Below are 14958 nucleotides of genomic sequence, written 5' to 3'. Positions count from 1 at the left end.
CTTGTCTGCGGACGTCGGCAGCCGTACACAGTCTCCGTGGACGGCCGTCGAAGGTTGCTGCATTGCAGCGCTATCCAGCGCGCTACTCGCTGGATTCCGGATAGTGTGACATCGGCCCCGGGTGGCAAATGGTCCGCGCGTGACACTACAGGATCGGGTATGCGATGAATATCGAAAGCAATCCACGATCGGCCGCGATGCCGCCGGATCTCGGCGGACCCCGCATTTCCCTGTACACCGAGGAATACGCGGCGGATCCGTATCGGACGCATCGCGAGATGCTCCGCCGGTTCGGTTCGCTGGCCCCGGTGGAGCTGGCGCCCGGAGTTCCCGCGACCTTGGTCATCGGCTACCACACCGCATTGCGGATCCTCAACGACCCGGACCGCTTCTCCTCCGATCCGCGGGTCTGGGAGCAGACTGTGCCCGCCGACTGCCCGATCCGCCCGATGATGGAGTGGTACCCCAATCCCCTGCACAGCGGCGGCAGTGACCACACGCGGTATCGGTCCGCCACCGCAGAAGCACTCGGCCGTGTCGATCTGCATCGCCTGCACGATACGGTCGAGCAGCTCGCGACACCGCTGATCAACTCGTTCTGCGCGGACGGCCATTGCGATGTGGTCGGTCAGTACGCGCTGCCCCTCGTTTTCGCCACCCTGAATGCGATCCTCGGCTGCACCGCCGATATCGGCCGTCGCGCGGCGACGGGTATGGCGGCCGTGTTCGATACCGTCGAAGCGGCGGACGGCAACCGGATGATCCTCGGCGCTCTGGACGAACTCACCCGGATGAAGCGCGCCGAACCGACCGAGGATGTCACCAGCCGGTTGGTGGCGCATCCGGCGGGTCTGGATGACGAGGAGATGGTGTGTCATCTGGCATTGCTGTACGCGGCCGGCATCGAGCCGCCACAGAATCTGATCGTCAATACCTTGCTGCTCATGCTGACCGATGAGCGATTCGCGGGAAATGTGCTCGGCGGTAGCCTGTCGACCCGCGATGCTCTCGACGAAGTGCTGTTCACCAACCCTCCGTTGGCGAACTATTGCATCAGGTATCCGCGTCGGCCGATTCTGGTCGACGATGTGTGGCTACCCGCTCATCAGCCGGTACTGATCAGCATGGCCGCCTGTAACAACGATCCGGCCGTCCGATCCGGAAATATCACCGACAATCGGTCGCATCTGGCATTCGGGGTGGGCCCGCACGCCTGCCCGGCGCGACCGATGGCGATGCTGATCGTTCAGGATGCCATCGATCAGTTGCTCGACGCGCTTCCAGAAATCGAATTGGCGGTACCGCGAGAAGAATTGCGGTGGCGGCCGGGCCCGTTTCATCGGTCGCTGGTCGCCCTACCGGTCATCTTCCCCAGTAGTCCGCCGATCCAGGGCATCGCCATCCGGTAGCTTCTCTTCGCGCTTCGATACCGGGCGCTGGAGGTCGGCCTGGGTACGGTGAACACATGTCGGATATCTCCGCAGTTCCTCGCACCGGCCGTCCGCGCGACGGCCGAGTAGATGCCGCGTTGCTGGAGGCCGCCGCGAATCTGCTCACCGAGCGGGGCTACGGCGCGCTCTCCCTGCAGGCTGTCGCAGACGCGGCGGGCACGAGCAGGCCCGCCCTGTATCGCCGGTACACCGACCGCGCCGATCTCGTCGTCTCGGTACTGATCGACAGATACGGGCTGCAACCCGGCGCCGAGGATCTAGGCGGGATCGAGGCGGAACTGCTGGCGATCCAGCGGCATCAGCGTGAACTCTTCAACGACCCGGTGCTGCGCCGGGCGCTGCCCGGTTTACTGGAGGAGCTCGGTCGCGCACCGGAGGTCGCGCGCCGGTTCAACGAGCAGTTCCTGCGACCTCGCCGGGTGTCCACGGCGGCCATCTTCGAACGCGCGGTCGCCCGGGGCGAGATCGCTCCCGGAGTCGATCCCGAGTGGCTGTGCGACCTCATCACCGGGCCGATGCTGATGCGGGCCCTGGTACCCACGCTCGGACCCATCGACGAAGAATTCGTACAGTGCACAGTGCGATCCGCACTCGATGCCGTGGGCCTGACCGAGCACTGATGAGCCTGTGGTTGACGTCACAAGATCTGCCCGCTACCTTTCATTACAGGACGCAACGTAATGAAAGGTGTGGTCCATGCGGGAAGATGTGGAATTCCTCAGCGACGGAGTCACCCTACGTGGGTGGCTGTACCGGCCGGAAGGTAGCGCAGACCCCGTACCGCTGGTGGTGATGACGCACGGATTCGCCGGCGTCAAGGAATGGGTCGCACCCTTCGCCGAAGTCTTCAGCGCTGCCGGACTCGCCTGCCTGGTCTACGACCATCCCAAATTCGGCACTTCCGACGGCGAACCACGCTTCGAGGTCGACCCGGCCGCGCAGATCGAGGGTTACCGCGATGCGGTGACCTACGCACAGACGCTCGACGGGATCGACAGCGACCGGATCGGCATCTGGGGAACCAGTTACGCGGGAGCTCATGTCCTGGTCGTCGCGGCCACCGACCGTCGCGTCCGGGCCGTCGTCTCCCAGGTCCCGCTGACCAGCGGTTGGGCGACCTTCGGCCGCCTCGTGCCCTCGATCATGCTGCCGACCGTGCACCAGGCGATCGCCGCGGATCGGCTGGCCCGCGCCGCGGGCGAACCGCATCAGACGATCAGAGCCGCCTCCGACGACCCCACCGAACTGGTCGCGATGCCGGGCCCCGAAGTCTACGAATGGCTGATGGCCAACGGCCCGCAGGTGCCCACCTGGCGAAACGAGGTCACGATCTCCAGCGTGGACAAACTCCAAGGCTATGCACCGGAAGCGTTCTTACGCCGCGTTTCCCCGACTCCCCTGTTGATGGTGATCGCCGAAGGCGACACCCTCACACCCAGTGATATCGCGCTACAGAGCTACGCCGAGGCGCTGGAGCCCAAACAGCTCACGCTGGTCCCGGGTGGCCACTTCTCGGTGTACGGCGACCGATTCGACCAGGCATCGTCGGCCGGCCGTGACTTCTTACTGGCGAAACTGGCCGACCGGCGATAACCACCACGCATCGGGTGGTCGGCGGCGAACAACAGCGTCGCGGTGTGCCCTGACCGCCCGTTGCGGTGATCTCGATGGTTCACGGGTTCGGTAGCCGGTGTATCGGCTGATCGATCTGTTCGCGCAGGATATCGCCGTGACCTGCGTGCCGGGCGAATTCTTCGATCATGGCGAGCAGAGTCCATCGCATACTCACTGTTCCTTCGCGCGGGTCGTCTCTGGTGTCGTCGAGATCGAAGCGGGAAGCGATCGTGCGTGAGTGTCGACCGGCCTGCTCGAACTCGGCGATCACGTCGGCCAACGACTCGTTGTCGCCCACAGCGAACGTGCCCTCATCTCGGCGGGAGTAGCCGTCACACGCGGACTCGTCGAGTCCCGCCCAGAACCGTTGGAACCAGATCCGTTCCGCAGCGGCGGCGTGCTTGATCAACGAGATCGGTGTCGTCAGCGACGCGACCAGTCGCCGGCGGGCATCGACCTCGGATAGGCCGCGTACGCTCGCGACGAGCGCTTCGCGGTTGCGGTCCAGCATGTTCTCGATGATGGCTCGCTCGGTGCCATCGGTTATTCGTTCGATAGTCAAGGGCTTTCACTCCAGTTGTTGCCAGGCCCGAAGGCCGGAACCGACGTCACCGGCCGGGATGAATGACACAGGTGGCGATACAGCGATCGAAATCGGGGAGACGGACGACATGTCCAGAGACCGGCAGTCTGCCACAGATTTTCGATCTCCACGACCGCCGGCCGGACTCCGGCGGAGTTCGCCTCACTCGGCGATGCCATCCGTCGGCCGGTGGCTCGACAGATCAGCCGAGATCGATCGCCTCGGCGAGTTCCGGGTCGTAGAGATCGGCGCCGCGCGCGACGGCCTTCTTGTATTCGGTCAGGCTCGTCGAATCGCTGTCGGTACCGGTTGTTCCGAGTCTCCAATATGCTCGGGCAAGCAGATCCGCACCTTTCGTGCCCCAGTTGCCGGTGATGTGGGTCCGGGCCAGACGCACGTGCCCGGCTTCCGCCGCGACCCACACCTGCGCCCGCCGACCCGCCGTCACCGGCTCCGGGGTGTGGGCGACGATATCGTCGATCCCCTCGAGCCGATGGAGGGCCAGGTTCGGATGTGGCGGGATCAGTTCGAGATCACCCGGAGTGGATACAGCTACATACGCCGACACCGAATCCTCCGGTCCCAGACTCTCGATGATCGCCGCGATCGCCGGTACGGCGGTGTGATCGCCGATCAGCACATGGTCACGCACTCCGTCGGTGACCGCCCACTCCGGCCGCATCCCCGACAACGACACCGTATCGCCGGGCCGCGCGGCCGCGAGCCATTCCATACCCGCGCCCTCGTCGTGGCGGGCCATATCCATGACCAATCGGTGGGTCGCGGAATCGAATCGGCGCACCGTGAACGCGCGGCGGATCGGTTGCCCACCGCCGCCGGACCGTTCCGGAATGCCTGATCCGGCGCGGACCGGAGCATCCACCGACGCACCCGTTTCCGGCGGCAGCACGAGTTTGAACGCGTCGGCCGGCCAGGGGTCGACGTACTCGGCGAGAGCGGTACCTGTCAACACCACGCGGACGAACCCGGGGGACAGCTCGCCTACCTCGGCGATCGTCAACCGCATCGACAGGAGCCGATTATCGCGCGACCGCTGCCTGATCCCGGCCTTGATCGATTCCCACACCGCTACCTCGCAGGGGCGTTCGGCATGCGTCGGCCGTGGTCGCGAGAGCCGGCTCATGGCAGGTGCTTCCCCGCCGGCACCTCGACTCCGCGAGACTCGCCTACGGGTCCGCGACAGCGGGGTGCGGCCGGCAGCTCGGCCCGGAATCGACGCATCGGCGGATTATCCGGCGAGATGCTTTTCGAGGTCATCGACGATCAGTGCGGCACCCGTGGGGCCGAGGCCGAGAAACCAGATGTCGTCGTTGACGCGGAACGCCTTACCGTCCTCGACCGCGGACAGCGCCTTCCAACCCGCGCCGTGCACAACGGCGTTCTCCCCGGTGGTATCCGGTGCGCCGTAGGAGCTGTAGAAGACAACGGACCCGTCGGCATCCGATATGTTCTCGGGAGAGATCTCGACGGCCAGATCGTCGATGTTCTGCTTCTCGGGACGGGCGAGGCCCGCATCCTGGAGAATCACACCGAGCAGTGATTTGTTCGCGTACAGGCGCAGCCGGTCGGGCATGAAACGCACTACCGAGATGGTCGGGTCGCCCTGGACCGAGGACTTCAGCCGATCGATCGCGTCGGCGTAGGAATTGAGGGCAGCGGATGTCTCGTTCTCCATCCCGAGCGCCTCACCCACCAGCAGGAAGTTCTCCTTCCACGGGTAACCCGGGCGGATGGACAGTACCGTCGGGGCGATTTCGGCGAGCTGGGGGTACAACTTCTCGACCCTGTTCCGGCTGCCGAGGATCAGATCGGGCCGCAGCTCGGCGATGGCCTCGAGATTGACCTCTTGGATCGTGCCGACGGTCTCGATTCCCTCGACCCGGTCGGCCAGGTATGTCGGGACAGGTGCCGCGCCCAGGGTGGTGACCATACCGACAGGCGTGATGCCGAGAGAGAGCACAGCGTCCAGCTCACCGGTGTCCAGCACGACCACCCTTTGCGGTTCGACCGGGATCTCCGTGGTGCCCATGGCATGGGTGACATTGCGCGGGAACTCGCCGGGCGCGGCGTCCGAACCGAGTTTCGCTGTCGCCTCGTCGGCGGTGCCGAAACGCCAGTTGTCGTCGGCGACCTGTGCGGTATCGGTGGCCGCGTCGCCGGGGAACGAGCAGCTGGTCAGCAAGGCTGCGGCAGCGGCGACGGCGAGGCAGAACGCCCGGGTGGAGCGGCGGAATGGAACCATACTGCTGAGATTAGCCTACGCTAACTCGCCCGGGTTAACGTAACCACATGCGCCTACGAACAGACAGCACTCGACAGCGCACGGCCTGGCTGGTGGTGCTCGTCGCGCTCCTGGCGTTCGTCGCGGTGCTGTCCTTGATGACCGGGGCGCGTCCGGTCGCGCCCGACGTCGTCCTGCACGCGTTACTCACCCCGGATCCGGCCGATCCCGACCACAGCGTGGTGTGGGACGGCCGCATCCCACGCACCGCACTCGGTCTGGTCGCGGGTGTCGCCATGGGTGTGGCGGGCGCGCTGGTCCAGGGGCTGACCCGCAACCCACTGGCCGACCCGGGACTACTCGGCATCAATGCCGGAGCCGCTTTCAGCGTGGTCCTCGCGGTCGGTGTTTTCCGGATCGAGACGGTCATGGGCTACATCTGGTTCGCCTTCGCCGGAGCCGTGGTCGCCGCGGTCGCGGTACTCCTGATCGGCCGCGGCAGAAACTTCGACCCGGTCCGGCTGATCCTGGCCGGTGTCGCGCTCTCCGCCGTCCTGGAAGGTATCGGGCAGGGACTGGCTCTGGTGAACCCGCAGGCATTCGACCGATTGCGCACCTGGAACGTCGGTTCGATCGCTGTCGGGTCTCTCCAGCCCGTCACCGCGATCAGCGTTTTCGTTCTCGCCGGCGTCGTGCTCGGATTGTTCACCGGCCGGCGGCTCAACGCCCTCGCGATGGGCGACGAGGTCGCCGCATCCCTGGGCACGCGGGCACGAACTACGCGGATCATGGCGGTCCTCGCCACGACACTGCTGGCCGGGTCGGTTGCCGCGACCGCGGGCGTCATCGTTTTCCTGGGCCTGATGGTTCCGCATCTGGCCCGCCGGATGTGCGGTCCGGACTATCGCTGGATAGTGGTGTATTCCGCTGTGCTCGGCGCCGTGATACTACTCATGGCCGATATCCTCGGCCGGGTCATCGTCCCCGGGGAACTGGCCGCGGGAATCGTCGTCGCATTCGTCGGTGCACCGTTCCTCATCGCGCTGGCCCGGCGACGGAAGGTGATCGAGCTGTGAGCGCACGACGACACCCAGCCGACCGCACAGCACCGCGCACACCCGCACCCGAGTCGATGACGCGGCCGCGAGGCCACCGCCCGGCCTATACGGTCCTGCGACCGGGGCGCTCGAGCCTGCGTATCCATAACCGAACTGTGCTGGTCACCGCGATTCTCGTAGTAGCGATACTGATCGTCGCCGTGACCTCACTGGTGGTGCGTGGCGCCGGAGTGGCGCCGTCCGAGGCCTTCGGCGTGTTCACCGGAAACCAAGACGGTTTCCCCGCGACCGTGGTGCTGCAATGGCGGCTACCCCGCGTGCTCGCGGCAATCGTCATCGGGGCAGCGCTCGGTGTGGCGGGCGCGATCTTCCAGTCGCTGACCCGAAACCCGCTCGGCTCGCCCGATGTGATCGGGTTCAACACCGGGGCCTATACCGGTGTTCTCGTCGTCATATTCGCCGGAGCAGGCAGTTTCGCTGCGACCGCGGCCGGTGCGATAGCAGGCGGGACAGTCGCGGCGGCGGCCGTCTATCTGCTCTGCCTCCGATCCGGATCGACTGGATTACGCATGGTGGTCGTCGGTCTCGGAATCAGCGCCGCGCTGACGGCAGCGAACCGCTGGCTGATCCGCAGCGCCGAACTCGAAACTTCGATGGCGGCCGCGACCTGGGGCGCCGGAACTCTGAACGGGCTGCGGTGGCCGCAGGTCGTGCCGGGCGTTCTCGCGCTGCTGGTGCTCATCGCCGCCGCTGGACTCTCGGCCAGACGACTGGATCTGTTCGATATGGGCGACGAAGCCGCCCAGGGTCTCGGGCTTCCGCTCCGGGCAACACAGTTGTGGCTGATGATGGCCGGTGTCGGCCTGACCGCGTGTTCGACGGCGCTGGCCGGCCCGATTTCCTTTGTCGCGTTGGCCGCACCCCATATCGCCCGTGCACTGACCCGCGGTTCGCGGATGTCGTTGGCGCCCATAGCCGCCACCGGCGCGTTGATCCTGGTAGTCGCCGATCTGGCCGCCCAACGCCTTTTCGCACCGACCCAATTGCCCGTCGGCGTCGTCACCGTCACGATCGGCGGCATCTACCTCGTCACATTACTGGCCCAGGAGGCTCGCCGATGACCATGGAACTCCCCCGCCTCGTCGCCACCGGTTTGCGGGTGGAGTTGGAGAAGAAGGCGATCATCCCGGGTCTGGACTTCGCGGTACGGCGGGGTCTGTTCACTGCGATCGTGGGCCCGAACGGTTGCGGTAAGTCGACGCTGCTCCGCACACTGATCAAACTGCTGATCCCTGCCGAAGGACAGGTCGAACTGGACGGCCGCGATATACGCCGTCGATCGGCGAGGGATATCGCCACGCAGGTGGCATTGCTGCCGCAGAGCGCCATCGCGCCGAACGGTATCTCGGTACGCGATCTCGTGGCCCGCGGACGCTACCCGCACCAGGGTTTGCTCCGGCAATGGAGCCGCGCCGACGAAAACGCGGTCAACGGCGCGCTGGCCGCCACCGGGATGGACGAGTTCGCCGACCGGCTCGTCGAGGAGCTCTCCGGCGGACAACGTCAGCGTGTCTGGGTGGCGATGGTGCTCGCCCAGCAGACCGATATCGCGCTACTCGACGAGCCGACGACTTTTCTCGACATCTCCCACCAGTACTCGCTGCTGCAACTCGTACGCGAGTTGGTGTCGACACAGGGCCGCACCGTCGTGGCGGTGCTGCACGATCTGCAACAGGCCGCCCGCTACGCCGACCATCTGGTCGTCATGAAGGACGGGAGCATCGTCGCCGAGGGCGCACCTCGAACGGTCCTGACTCCGGAGCTGGTGACGGAGGTCTTCGGGATAGCGTGCCGTTTGATCAACGATGAGGTCACCGGCGCAGTCATCGTGGTCCCGGACGCGTTACCCCGGCCCGATGTGTCGATGATCTCCTCGCTGAGTCGTGCGGCCGAGGCCGGATAGCGTCCGGGTTCCATGCTCGTGAGGCGGGATCCGCGGAGAACAGCCGCCTCCTTGCATACCCAACGGGGGTAATGTATTGATTGAGATGCCGGACCCCGCGGCCGGCGATCACCGTTCCGGATGAACCCGCGGGCCTCACTCGATCGACAGGAAAAGAATATGAGCACCTCGATCATCACCGTCGCCGGAATGACTTGCGGCGGTTGCGCTTCCAAGGTCCGGACGCAAATCGGCGCCGTCGAGGGTGTCACCGGGGTCGACGCCGACCCGGCTACCGGCCGCGTCACCGTCGAAGCCGATGAAACGGTCGACCTCGAAGCCGTCGAGAACGCCGTCGAAGCCGCCGGCTACCGAGTAGTCGCCTGAGCATCGGGCCCCTACCGGGCCGCGGGCCTCGGTCATCGGTGCGCCGGCCGGTTGGGCCCGGCGCACCGATGAGGCGCCGAATATCCGTTGAATCCTTCCCATGGTTGGCGCCATCGATGAGCCTCTGCACAGGATGGCGGAGGATGGGGCGAGTAGGTTGTTTCGCGACCGGTGCGGTGTCGGTTCACCGAGAGGGCCTCAGCGCGAGAACAATTGGATGAGTAGAAGGAGGTGGCGCAGGTGACCGGACTGTTCGACGGTACCGATGTCCAGTGCGAACGCGCAGACAATGTTCGACGTCTCGACGCCGGCGCACCCTCTCCGACAATCGCCGTGTCACCACACGACCCCCACCGTTACTCGGATCCGAGTGGTCCGCTGTGAACGTTTCCGCTCGTCTGCGGCGCACATCGGCGATACTGCTGATGGCGGTACTTCTCATTGCTCCGATCCTCGACTGCGCCCTGCACCGAGCAGACCAGCACACCCACCCTGCCCGCGCGGTCGCCGAACTGGCCTTCGGTAGCTCGCACACCCCGCACCTGCACGGAATGAGCGGTCATCCCGACGGGCACTGTGATCAGCACATGATCCACTGCCTCGAGAAGTCGGTACTGCCCTCCGGTGTCGCTACCTTTTTGTCGTTGCTGTGGACGGCATTCCTCGGAACAGCCACCGTGGGCGCAATCGCTCTGGTACTCGCCGGCGCCCTCAGAAGCCGCGGCCCCCCGGTCGCGGACCTACCCGTATCGAGCGGGCGAGCCATACTCACGAATTTCTGTATCTCCCGACGCTGACAGGTCAGCGCCAGGCCGAGGCATGCGCTTCGGCCGGTGTTCGCTGCCTGCTCACCGCTTCACCGCCCGCTGTGGCGGTTCGGATACAGAAAGCGACAATCATGAACAACGTCGTGTCCGGCACTCCCGCCGAGACCTCTGCGGCTGTGCTCGCCCCGCCCGCCCCGGTGCGGGAATCGAGTTCGCTGGTCGGCAATACCCCCGTGCTGTGGATCGGTGCGCCGCTGGCGCCCCCCGGCCGCGGATTCTGGGCGAAACTGGAGGGCTTCAACCCCGGCGGGATGAAGGACCGCCCCGCACTGCACATGGTCCGGTGCGCAATACAGCGCGGCGACCTGATGCCGGGGGCTCGCATCATCGAATCCACCAGCGGCACTCTCGGACTGGGATTGGCGCTGGCGGGCGCCGTGCACCACCATCCGGTCACCGTGGTGACCGATCCGGGACTCGAACCGATCGTGGAACGCATGCTCACCTCGTACGGCGCCCGCGTCGAACCGGTCGGCGAGCCCCACCCCACCGGCGGCTGGCAACAGGCCCGCCGCGACCGTGTCATCGAACTCTCGGCGGCCGAGCCCGGGGCATGGTGCCCCGACCAGTACAGCAACCCCGACAATATCGACGGATACGAGTCCCTCGGACTGGAGCTCATGCAACAGCTGGGCGGGGTAGATGTGCTGGTGTGCGCAGTCGGCACCGGCGGGCACTCCGCCGGTGTGGCACGCGTCCTGCGCCGGTTCAACCCCGACTTGTTGCTGATCGGCGTGGACACGGTCGCCTCCACGATCTTCGGCCAACCCGCCGGCCCCCGGGTGATGCGCGGGCTCGGCTCCAGCATTTTCCCCCGTAACGTCGACTACCCGGCCTTCCACGAAGTGCATTGGGTGGCACCGGCCGAAGCGGTCTGGGCGTGTCGCGCGCTGGCCGGCACCCATTACGCGACCGGCGGATGGAGCGTAGGAGCCGTGGCGCTGGTCGCCGGGTGGGCCGCGCGCACTCTCCCGGCCGACACCCGGATCGCGGCGGTGTTCCCCGACGGGCCACAACGCTATTTCGACACCGTCTACAACGACGAGTACTGCCGCACGCACGGCCTGCTCGACTCCGGCCCACCGATCGAACCGGACACCATCGCGCATCCGGCACAACGAGTGGTGCACTCATGGACCCGCTGCACCACCATCATCGACCCGCGCGACACCGACCGGGCAGGAGAAGGAGCGTGATGACCGCACTGAGGAGCTTCCGCAGCTTCGATCTCGCCGCCCGGCTGCTGATGATCAACCAGTTCGGCATCAACCTCGGGTTCTACATGCTGATGCCGTATCTGGCCGGCTACCTCGCGGGCCCGCTCGGACTGGCGGCCTGGGCAGTCGGATTGGTGCTCGGCGTCCGAAACTTCTCCCAGCAGGGCATGTTCCTGATCGGCGGCACACTCGCCGACCGGCTCGGCTACAAACCGCTCATCGTCGCCGGCTGCCTGCTGCGCACCGGCGGCTTCGCCCTCTTGATATTCGCCACCTCACTCCCGGGGCTACTGATCGCCTCCGCCGCGACAGGATTCGCCGGCGCACTGTTCAACCCGGCCGTACGCGCCTACCTCGCCGCCGACACCGGCGAACGCCGCATCGAAGCGTTCGCTGTGTTCAACATCTTCTACCAAGCCGGAATCCTCGCCGGGCCGCTGGTCGGCCTGGCGTTGATGTTTCTCGACTTCCGTGTGACCGCCGCGGCCGCGGCCGTCGTTTTCGCGGCCTTGACCGTCGCACAGCTGCTGGCGCTCCCGGCCCACCGCGAACAGCAGGCCGCCGAACACACCTCGGTGCTGCAGGACTGGCGCGCCGTGGCGGCCAACCGCCGGTTCCTCTGGTTCTCACTGACGATGATCGGCTCGTATGTGCTCTCGTTCCAGGTGTATCTGGCCCTGCCCCTGCACGCCGAGTACCTCGCAGGTGCACACGCACAGGTGCTGGTCTCGGCGCTGTTCGTGGTCTCCGGTGTCGTCGCCGTAGCCGGACAACTACGAATCACCGGATGGTTCAGGGCCCGCTGGGGAACCGGACGCAGCCTCGCGGTGGGAATGGCGATCCTCGCCACGGCATTCCTGCCACTTCTGGCCGTACCCGGCCCCGGCCGATTCGGCGTCGCCGCCGCGGTCGTCGCGCTGCTGGCCGCCACGGCGCTACTCGCGATCGGCACCGCCGCGGTGTTTCCCTTCGAGATGGACACCGTCGTCTCACTCGCGGACGGAAAGCTGGTGGCCACCCACTACGGCTTCTACAACACGATCGTCGGCATCGGCATCCTGGCCGGAAATCTCGCTACCGGCGCCGTCGTCGGTGCCGCCCGGTCGGCCGGCGCGGATCAGGTGGTATGGGCCGGGCTCGGCCTCATCGGAGCATTGTCGGCGTTCGCACTGCACCGGCTCGACCGATCGCAACCTGAGCAACAGAGCGCTCGCGGCGAACAGGTGACAGGAACGCCGCCGCGCGATCGGTCCAGGTCTTGATGTCGGCGACTTTCGGGCGGAATCGGCCATGAAATAGGCTTGCACCAAAAGGAAATGGAGAGCCGATGCCCTCGACAGGTGAACCCGAAGCGGTTCGGGACACGCTGGAATACCAGCAAATTCAAAACGACGAACACTTCCGGGCGTGGGTGGACATGCACCAGCACGCCATCGAGACCGAGTTCGTCGAAATCGATGTCCCCGGACTCGACGGCCACCTCTGGACCCGCGAAGGGCTCGTCATAGCAGAGCACGAAATGCTCAGCCGGTACCCGAACTTCGACGATATGGTCTCCGAGGAGAACCTCGAAGTCGGTGCGCGATTCGTCTACTTCGTCGGCGAGACTTTTCGTCGGGCGTTGGAGGGAATCTGGGCGCTCCTGCCGCCGAGCCCACCCGAGCGGCCGGACCCCCTGTGTGTCATCGACTCCCCGATGTGGACGGCTTTCCACGACCCCACACATATGAGCGAACTCGCGCTCTCCCGGCGTACCGGAAAAGAGATCTCCTGGATCTTCGACCGCACAGTGAAACGACACCGCAAGTGGGTAGAGGCCGGACGGCCCACCCGCGATAGCTAGTCGCAGACCCGCCGGCCGAGGCCGCTAGCCCGGCGGACCTGCGGAAATCCTGCTCGAACAGATCGGGCCCGACCATGGTCACCCAGTACCGTCGTCGGTCCTCGCCCTCCGGTGCCTGCCCGGCACCGATGGAGTCGCGGTGTCGGGGCGCCCGCCACGAAAGGCCACGGTTTGCCCGGCCCGGTAGTGCGGGCGTCCGTTCGGTAGGGTCCTCGGCCCGTCGGGGGCGATCTGTGGTGTCCGGTCGGCACGGCGGCGCCCGGTGGCCGATGTCGCCCGACGGTTCAGCTGGATAGCCGTCATTGCGCTGACCACGGTCGAACGCACTTGCAGCTGCGCGGTACGCGGATCGCGGGCGGCGAGGTGACCGATTCGCAGGTCCGAGGTGACCAGGCACACCTCGAGGCCATCGCGTCGGTAATGGTGCGCGTCGTCGGCCAAGGCCGCCAATGTACGAAGCGACAGGAAATCCAACCGGGTCGCGTCGATGATCAAGCCTGCGCCCGCGGTCGCCTCGGCGGCGTGCCGTACCTGTTGCCGCCACAGCTGAAGGGTGAACGCGTCGGCCTGTCCACGCACGGAGAGAACTACAACCTCCCCGCGACATCGGGTCCGGAATATCAGCTGGTCACCGGGTGACCTCGACAGCAACGCGGGAGAAGCAGAGGACAACGAGGAGGAGGCGGCAGTTGGTTTCATAGGGCACTCACATCGGGTAGATATGCGCTACGGCATCGCGGACTGGCCTGCCCTGGCGGTTTCAAGGCGACTCAGCGTTTCCCATTCGGGAGGTTAGACGGTCACGGATCCACCGCCAATGGGCCTCCGGAAATGTTCGCTATGCGAGACTCGACCGTTGCTTGCGCCCCATTTCGATCACGCGGCGATATCGGACAGCGGGCCGAACTCAGCGATACCGCAGGAGTCCGCGTCGACATCTCGGCAGCCCCGCCCGCCGCATTGGCGGGCGTCCACCGCTACCGCCATCCGGGCCCGATCGGCACCGGTCCCGGGCCAGGGTGGCCACGAGTGCGGTGCTGGGCGGCACGCAGGATCGAGATCGATACCGGCCCCGGTACCGAAGCCCCCCGGCTTGTCCGTCATCACCCGTGCCGCATCGACCGAGCGGGTAGGAAGCAACCCCGGCGGCCCCACACTCAGGACAGAGGCTGCGGAACCGAACACCGAGATCCGGTTACCGGGCGCCTGACACAAGACCCCGGCCGCAGCTGCCCGTTTGCCGAGGTGCCCCTTGCCGAACGCAGCACTGTCAGGTGGTTCCCTCGGCGAGACCGAGGAGATTCCCGGCCAGCAGATAGGTTCGGGCGACGACTTCCCGGCGCGGTTCGGACGACCCCGGTCAACGTGGGCGAACTCTTCGAACTACTCGACCGCCGAGGCATGAGCGGCAACGACCCGCCAGCCACGCGAATCGTCGTGCGCCCAGGCACGGGTATAGCGCATCCTGGCTGCGAATGGTGACCCATGAACGCTGCCCTCGACGACGCCGAGGAACCAAGTGACCCCGGTCGTCCCTTCCACCAGTACCTTCAGCTGTTCTTCCTCGAGCCTGCTCATGATCTGAGCCCCAGTGCGGTGCAGCTCGAGATCATCCGCCTTGGTGAACGTGTCCGAGCCGAGGGTGAAGATCAGCCGGTCGTCGAGCAACTCATCCAGCGCCTGGACGTCCCCGGCCAGCTGCGCAGCCTGGAGTCGCCGCTCAGCCTCCCGCAAGTCATTCTCCATGGCACTCAGCATGCCAGATGCCAGCTGAGTGCCGGTCCGGCCCTCGCG

Annotated in this window: 17 protein-coding genes; 11 read left to right on the top strand and 6 right to left on the bottom strand. The window is 66.2% G+C overall.

What is annotated here, in order from left to right:
• The first annotated feature begins 164 nt into the window (after positions 1-164).
• The 3 genes from OG405_RS08415 (at position 165) to OG405_RS08405 (ending at position 3044) form a co-directional block, all read left to right on the top strand.
• Positions 165-1409 (top strand): cytochrome P450, encoded by a 1245-nt coding sequence (locus tag OG405_RS08415; protein WP_327151054.1) that lies wholly within the window; start codon positions 165-167, stop codon positions 1407-1409.
• Between the two features lie 56 nt (positions 1410-1465).
• Positions 1466-2071, top strand: coding sequence for a TetR/AcrR family transcriptional regulator (locus tag OG405_RS08410; protein ID WP_327151053.1), 606 nt, complete (start codon positions 1466-1468; stop codon positions 2069-2071).
• 76 nt (positions 2072-2147) lie between these two features.
• Positions 2148-3044: an alpha/beta hydrolase gene (locus OG405_RS08405; protein WP_327151052.1), complete on the top strand. Its 897-nt coding sequence runs from the start codon at positions 2148-2150 to the stop codon at positions 3042-3044.
• A 79-nt stretch (positions 3045-3123) separates the two neighbouring features.
• Here OG405_RS08405 and OG405_RS08400 read toward each other — a convergent pair whose 3' ends face one another.
• The 3 genes from OG405_RS08400 to OG405_RS08390 all read right to left on the bottom strand — a co-directional run bounded on the left by OG405_RS08400 (position 3124) and on the right by OG405_RS08390 (position 5911).
• Positions 3124-3576, bottom strand: coding sequence for a DinB family protein (locus OG405_RS08400; protein WP_442790738.1), 453 nt, complete (start codon positions 3574-3576; stop codon positions 3124-3126).
• A 274-nt stretch (positions 3577-3850) separates the two neighbouring features.
• The gene (locus tag OG405_RS08395; protein WP_327151050.1) at positions 3851-4792 is read right to left on the bottom strand and encodes a siderophore-interacting protein; all 942 of its coding nucleotides are present in this window, start codon (positions 4790-4792) and stop codon (positions 3851-3853) included.
• Between the two features lie 105 nt (positions 4793-4897).
• Positions 4898-5911, bottom strand: a complete 1014-nt coding sequence (locus OG405_RS08390) for an ABC transporter substrate-binding protein (protein WP_327151049.1) — start codon at positions 5909-5911, stop codon at positions 4898-4900.
• A gap of 47 nt (positions 5912-5958) precedes the next feature.
• On the opposite strand from OG405_RS08390, the gene OG405_RS08385 reads away from it, so the two are divergent.
• From OG405_RS08385 to OG405_RS08350, 8 genes are all read left to right on the top strand, one after another.
• Positions 5959-6966: an iron chelate uptake ABC transporter family permease subunit gene (locus OG405_RS08385; RefSeq protein ID WP_327151048.1), complete on the top strand. Its 1008-nt coding sequence runs from the start codon at positions 5959-5961 to the stop codon at positions 6964-6966.
• A 137-nt stretch (positions 6967-7103) separates the two neighbouring features.
• Positions 7104-8069, top strand: coding sequence for a FecCD family ABC transporter permease (locus OG405_RS08380; RefSeq protein WP_327151047.1), 966 nt, complete (start codon positions 7104-7106; stop codon positions 8067-8069).
• Positions 8066-8911: an ABC transporter ATP-binding protein gene (locus OG405_RS08375; RefSeq protein ID WP_327151046.1), complete on the top strand. Its 846-nt coding sequence runs from the start codon at positions 8066-8068 to the stop codon at positions 8909-8911. The genes OG405_RS08380 and OG405_RS08375 overlap by 4 nt, the downstream gene beginning before the upstream one ends.
• A gap of 159 nt (positions 8912-9070) precedes the next feature.
• A complete protein-coding gene (locus OG405_RS08370; protein WP_327151045.1) occupies positions 9071-9277 on the top strand; it encodes a heavy-metal-associated domain-containing protein in 207 nt (68 codons plus the stop codon).
• Positions 9278-9657: 380 nt separating this feature from the next.
• The gene (locus OG405_RS08365) at positions 9658-10074 is read left to right on the top strand and encodes a hypothetical protein (RefSeq protein ID WP_327151044.1); all 417 of its coding nucleotides are present in this window, start codon (positions 9658-9660) and stop codon (positions 10072-10074) included.
• A gap of 101 nt (positions 10075-10175) precedes the next feature.
• The gene (locus tag OG405_RS08360; RefSeq protein WP_327151043.1) at positions 10176-11300 is read left to right on the top strand and encodes a PLP-dependent cysteine synthase family protein; all 1125 of its coding nucleotides are present in this window, start codon (positions 10176-10178) and stop codon (positions 11298-11300) included.
• Positions 11300-12583 (top strand): MFS transporter, encoded by a 1284-nt coding sequence (locus tag OG405_RS08355; RefSeq protein ID WP_327151042.1) that lies wholly within the window; start codon positions 11300-11302, stop codon positions 12581-12583. Before OG405_RS08360 ends, OG405_RS08355 begins: the two co-directional genes overlap by 1 nt.
• A gap of 65 nt (positions 12584-12648) precedes the next feature.
• A complete protein-coding gene (locus OG405_RS08350) occupies positions 12649-13164 on the top strand; it encodes a hypothetical protein (RefSeq protein ID WP_327151041.1) in 516 nt (171 codons plus the stop codon).
• A gap of 78 nt (positions 13165-13242) precedes the next feature.
• Here the strand turns inward: OG405_RS08350 and OG405_RS08345 are convergent, their stop codons facing one another.
• The 3 genes from OG405_RS08345 to OG405_RS08335 form a co-directional block, all read right to left on the bottom strand.
• Complete coding sequence (locus tag OG405_RS08345) at positions 13243-13743, bottom strand: hypothetical protein (protein ID WP_327151040.1); 501 nt, start codon at positions 13741-13743, stop codon at positions 13243-13245.
• Between the two features lie 297 nt (positions 13744-14040).
• Positions 14041-14268: a hypothetical protein gene (locus tag OG405_RS08340; protein ID WP_327151039.1), complete on the bottom strand. Its 228-nt coding sequence runs from the start codon at positions 14266-14268 to the stop codon at positions 14041-14043.
• A 279-nt stretch (positions 14269-14547) separates the two neighbouring features.
• A complete protein-coding gene (locus OG405_RS08335) occupies positions 14548-14910 on the bottom strand; it encodes a nuclear transport factor 2 family protein (RefSeq protein ID WP_327151038.1) in 363 nt (120 codons plus the stop codon).
• Between the last annotated feature and the right edge of the window lie 48 nt (positions 14911-14958).

This window comes from Nocardia sp. NBC_01329, from assembly GCF_035956715.1.
In the GTDB taxonomy this organism is placed as follows: domain Bacteria; phylum Actinomycetota; class Actinomycetes; order Mycobacteriales; family Mycobacteriaceae; genus Nocardia.
This window is presented reverse-complemented; position numbering and strand designations above follow the sequence as displayed.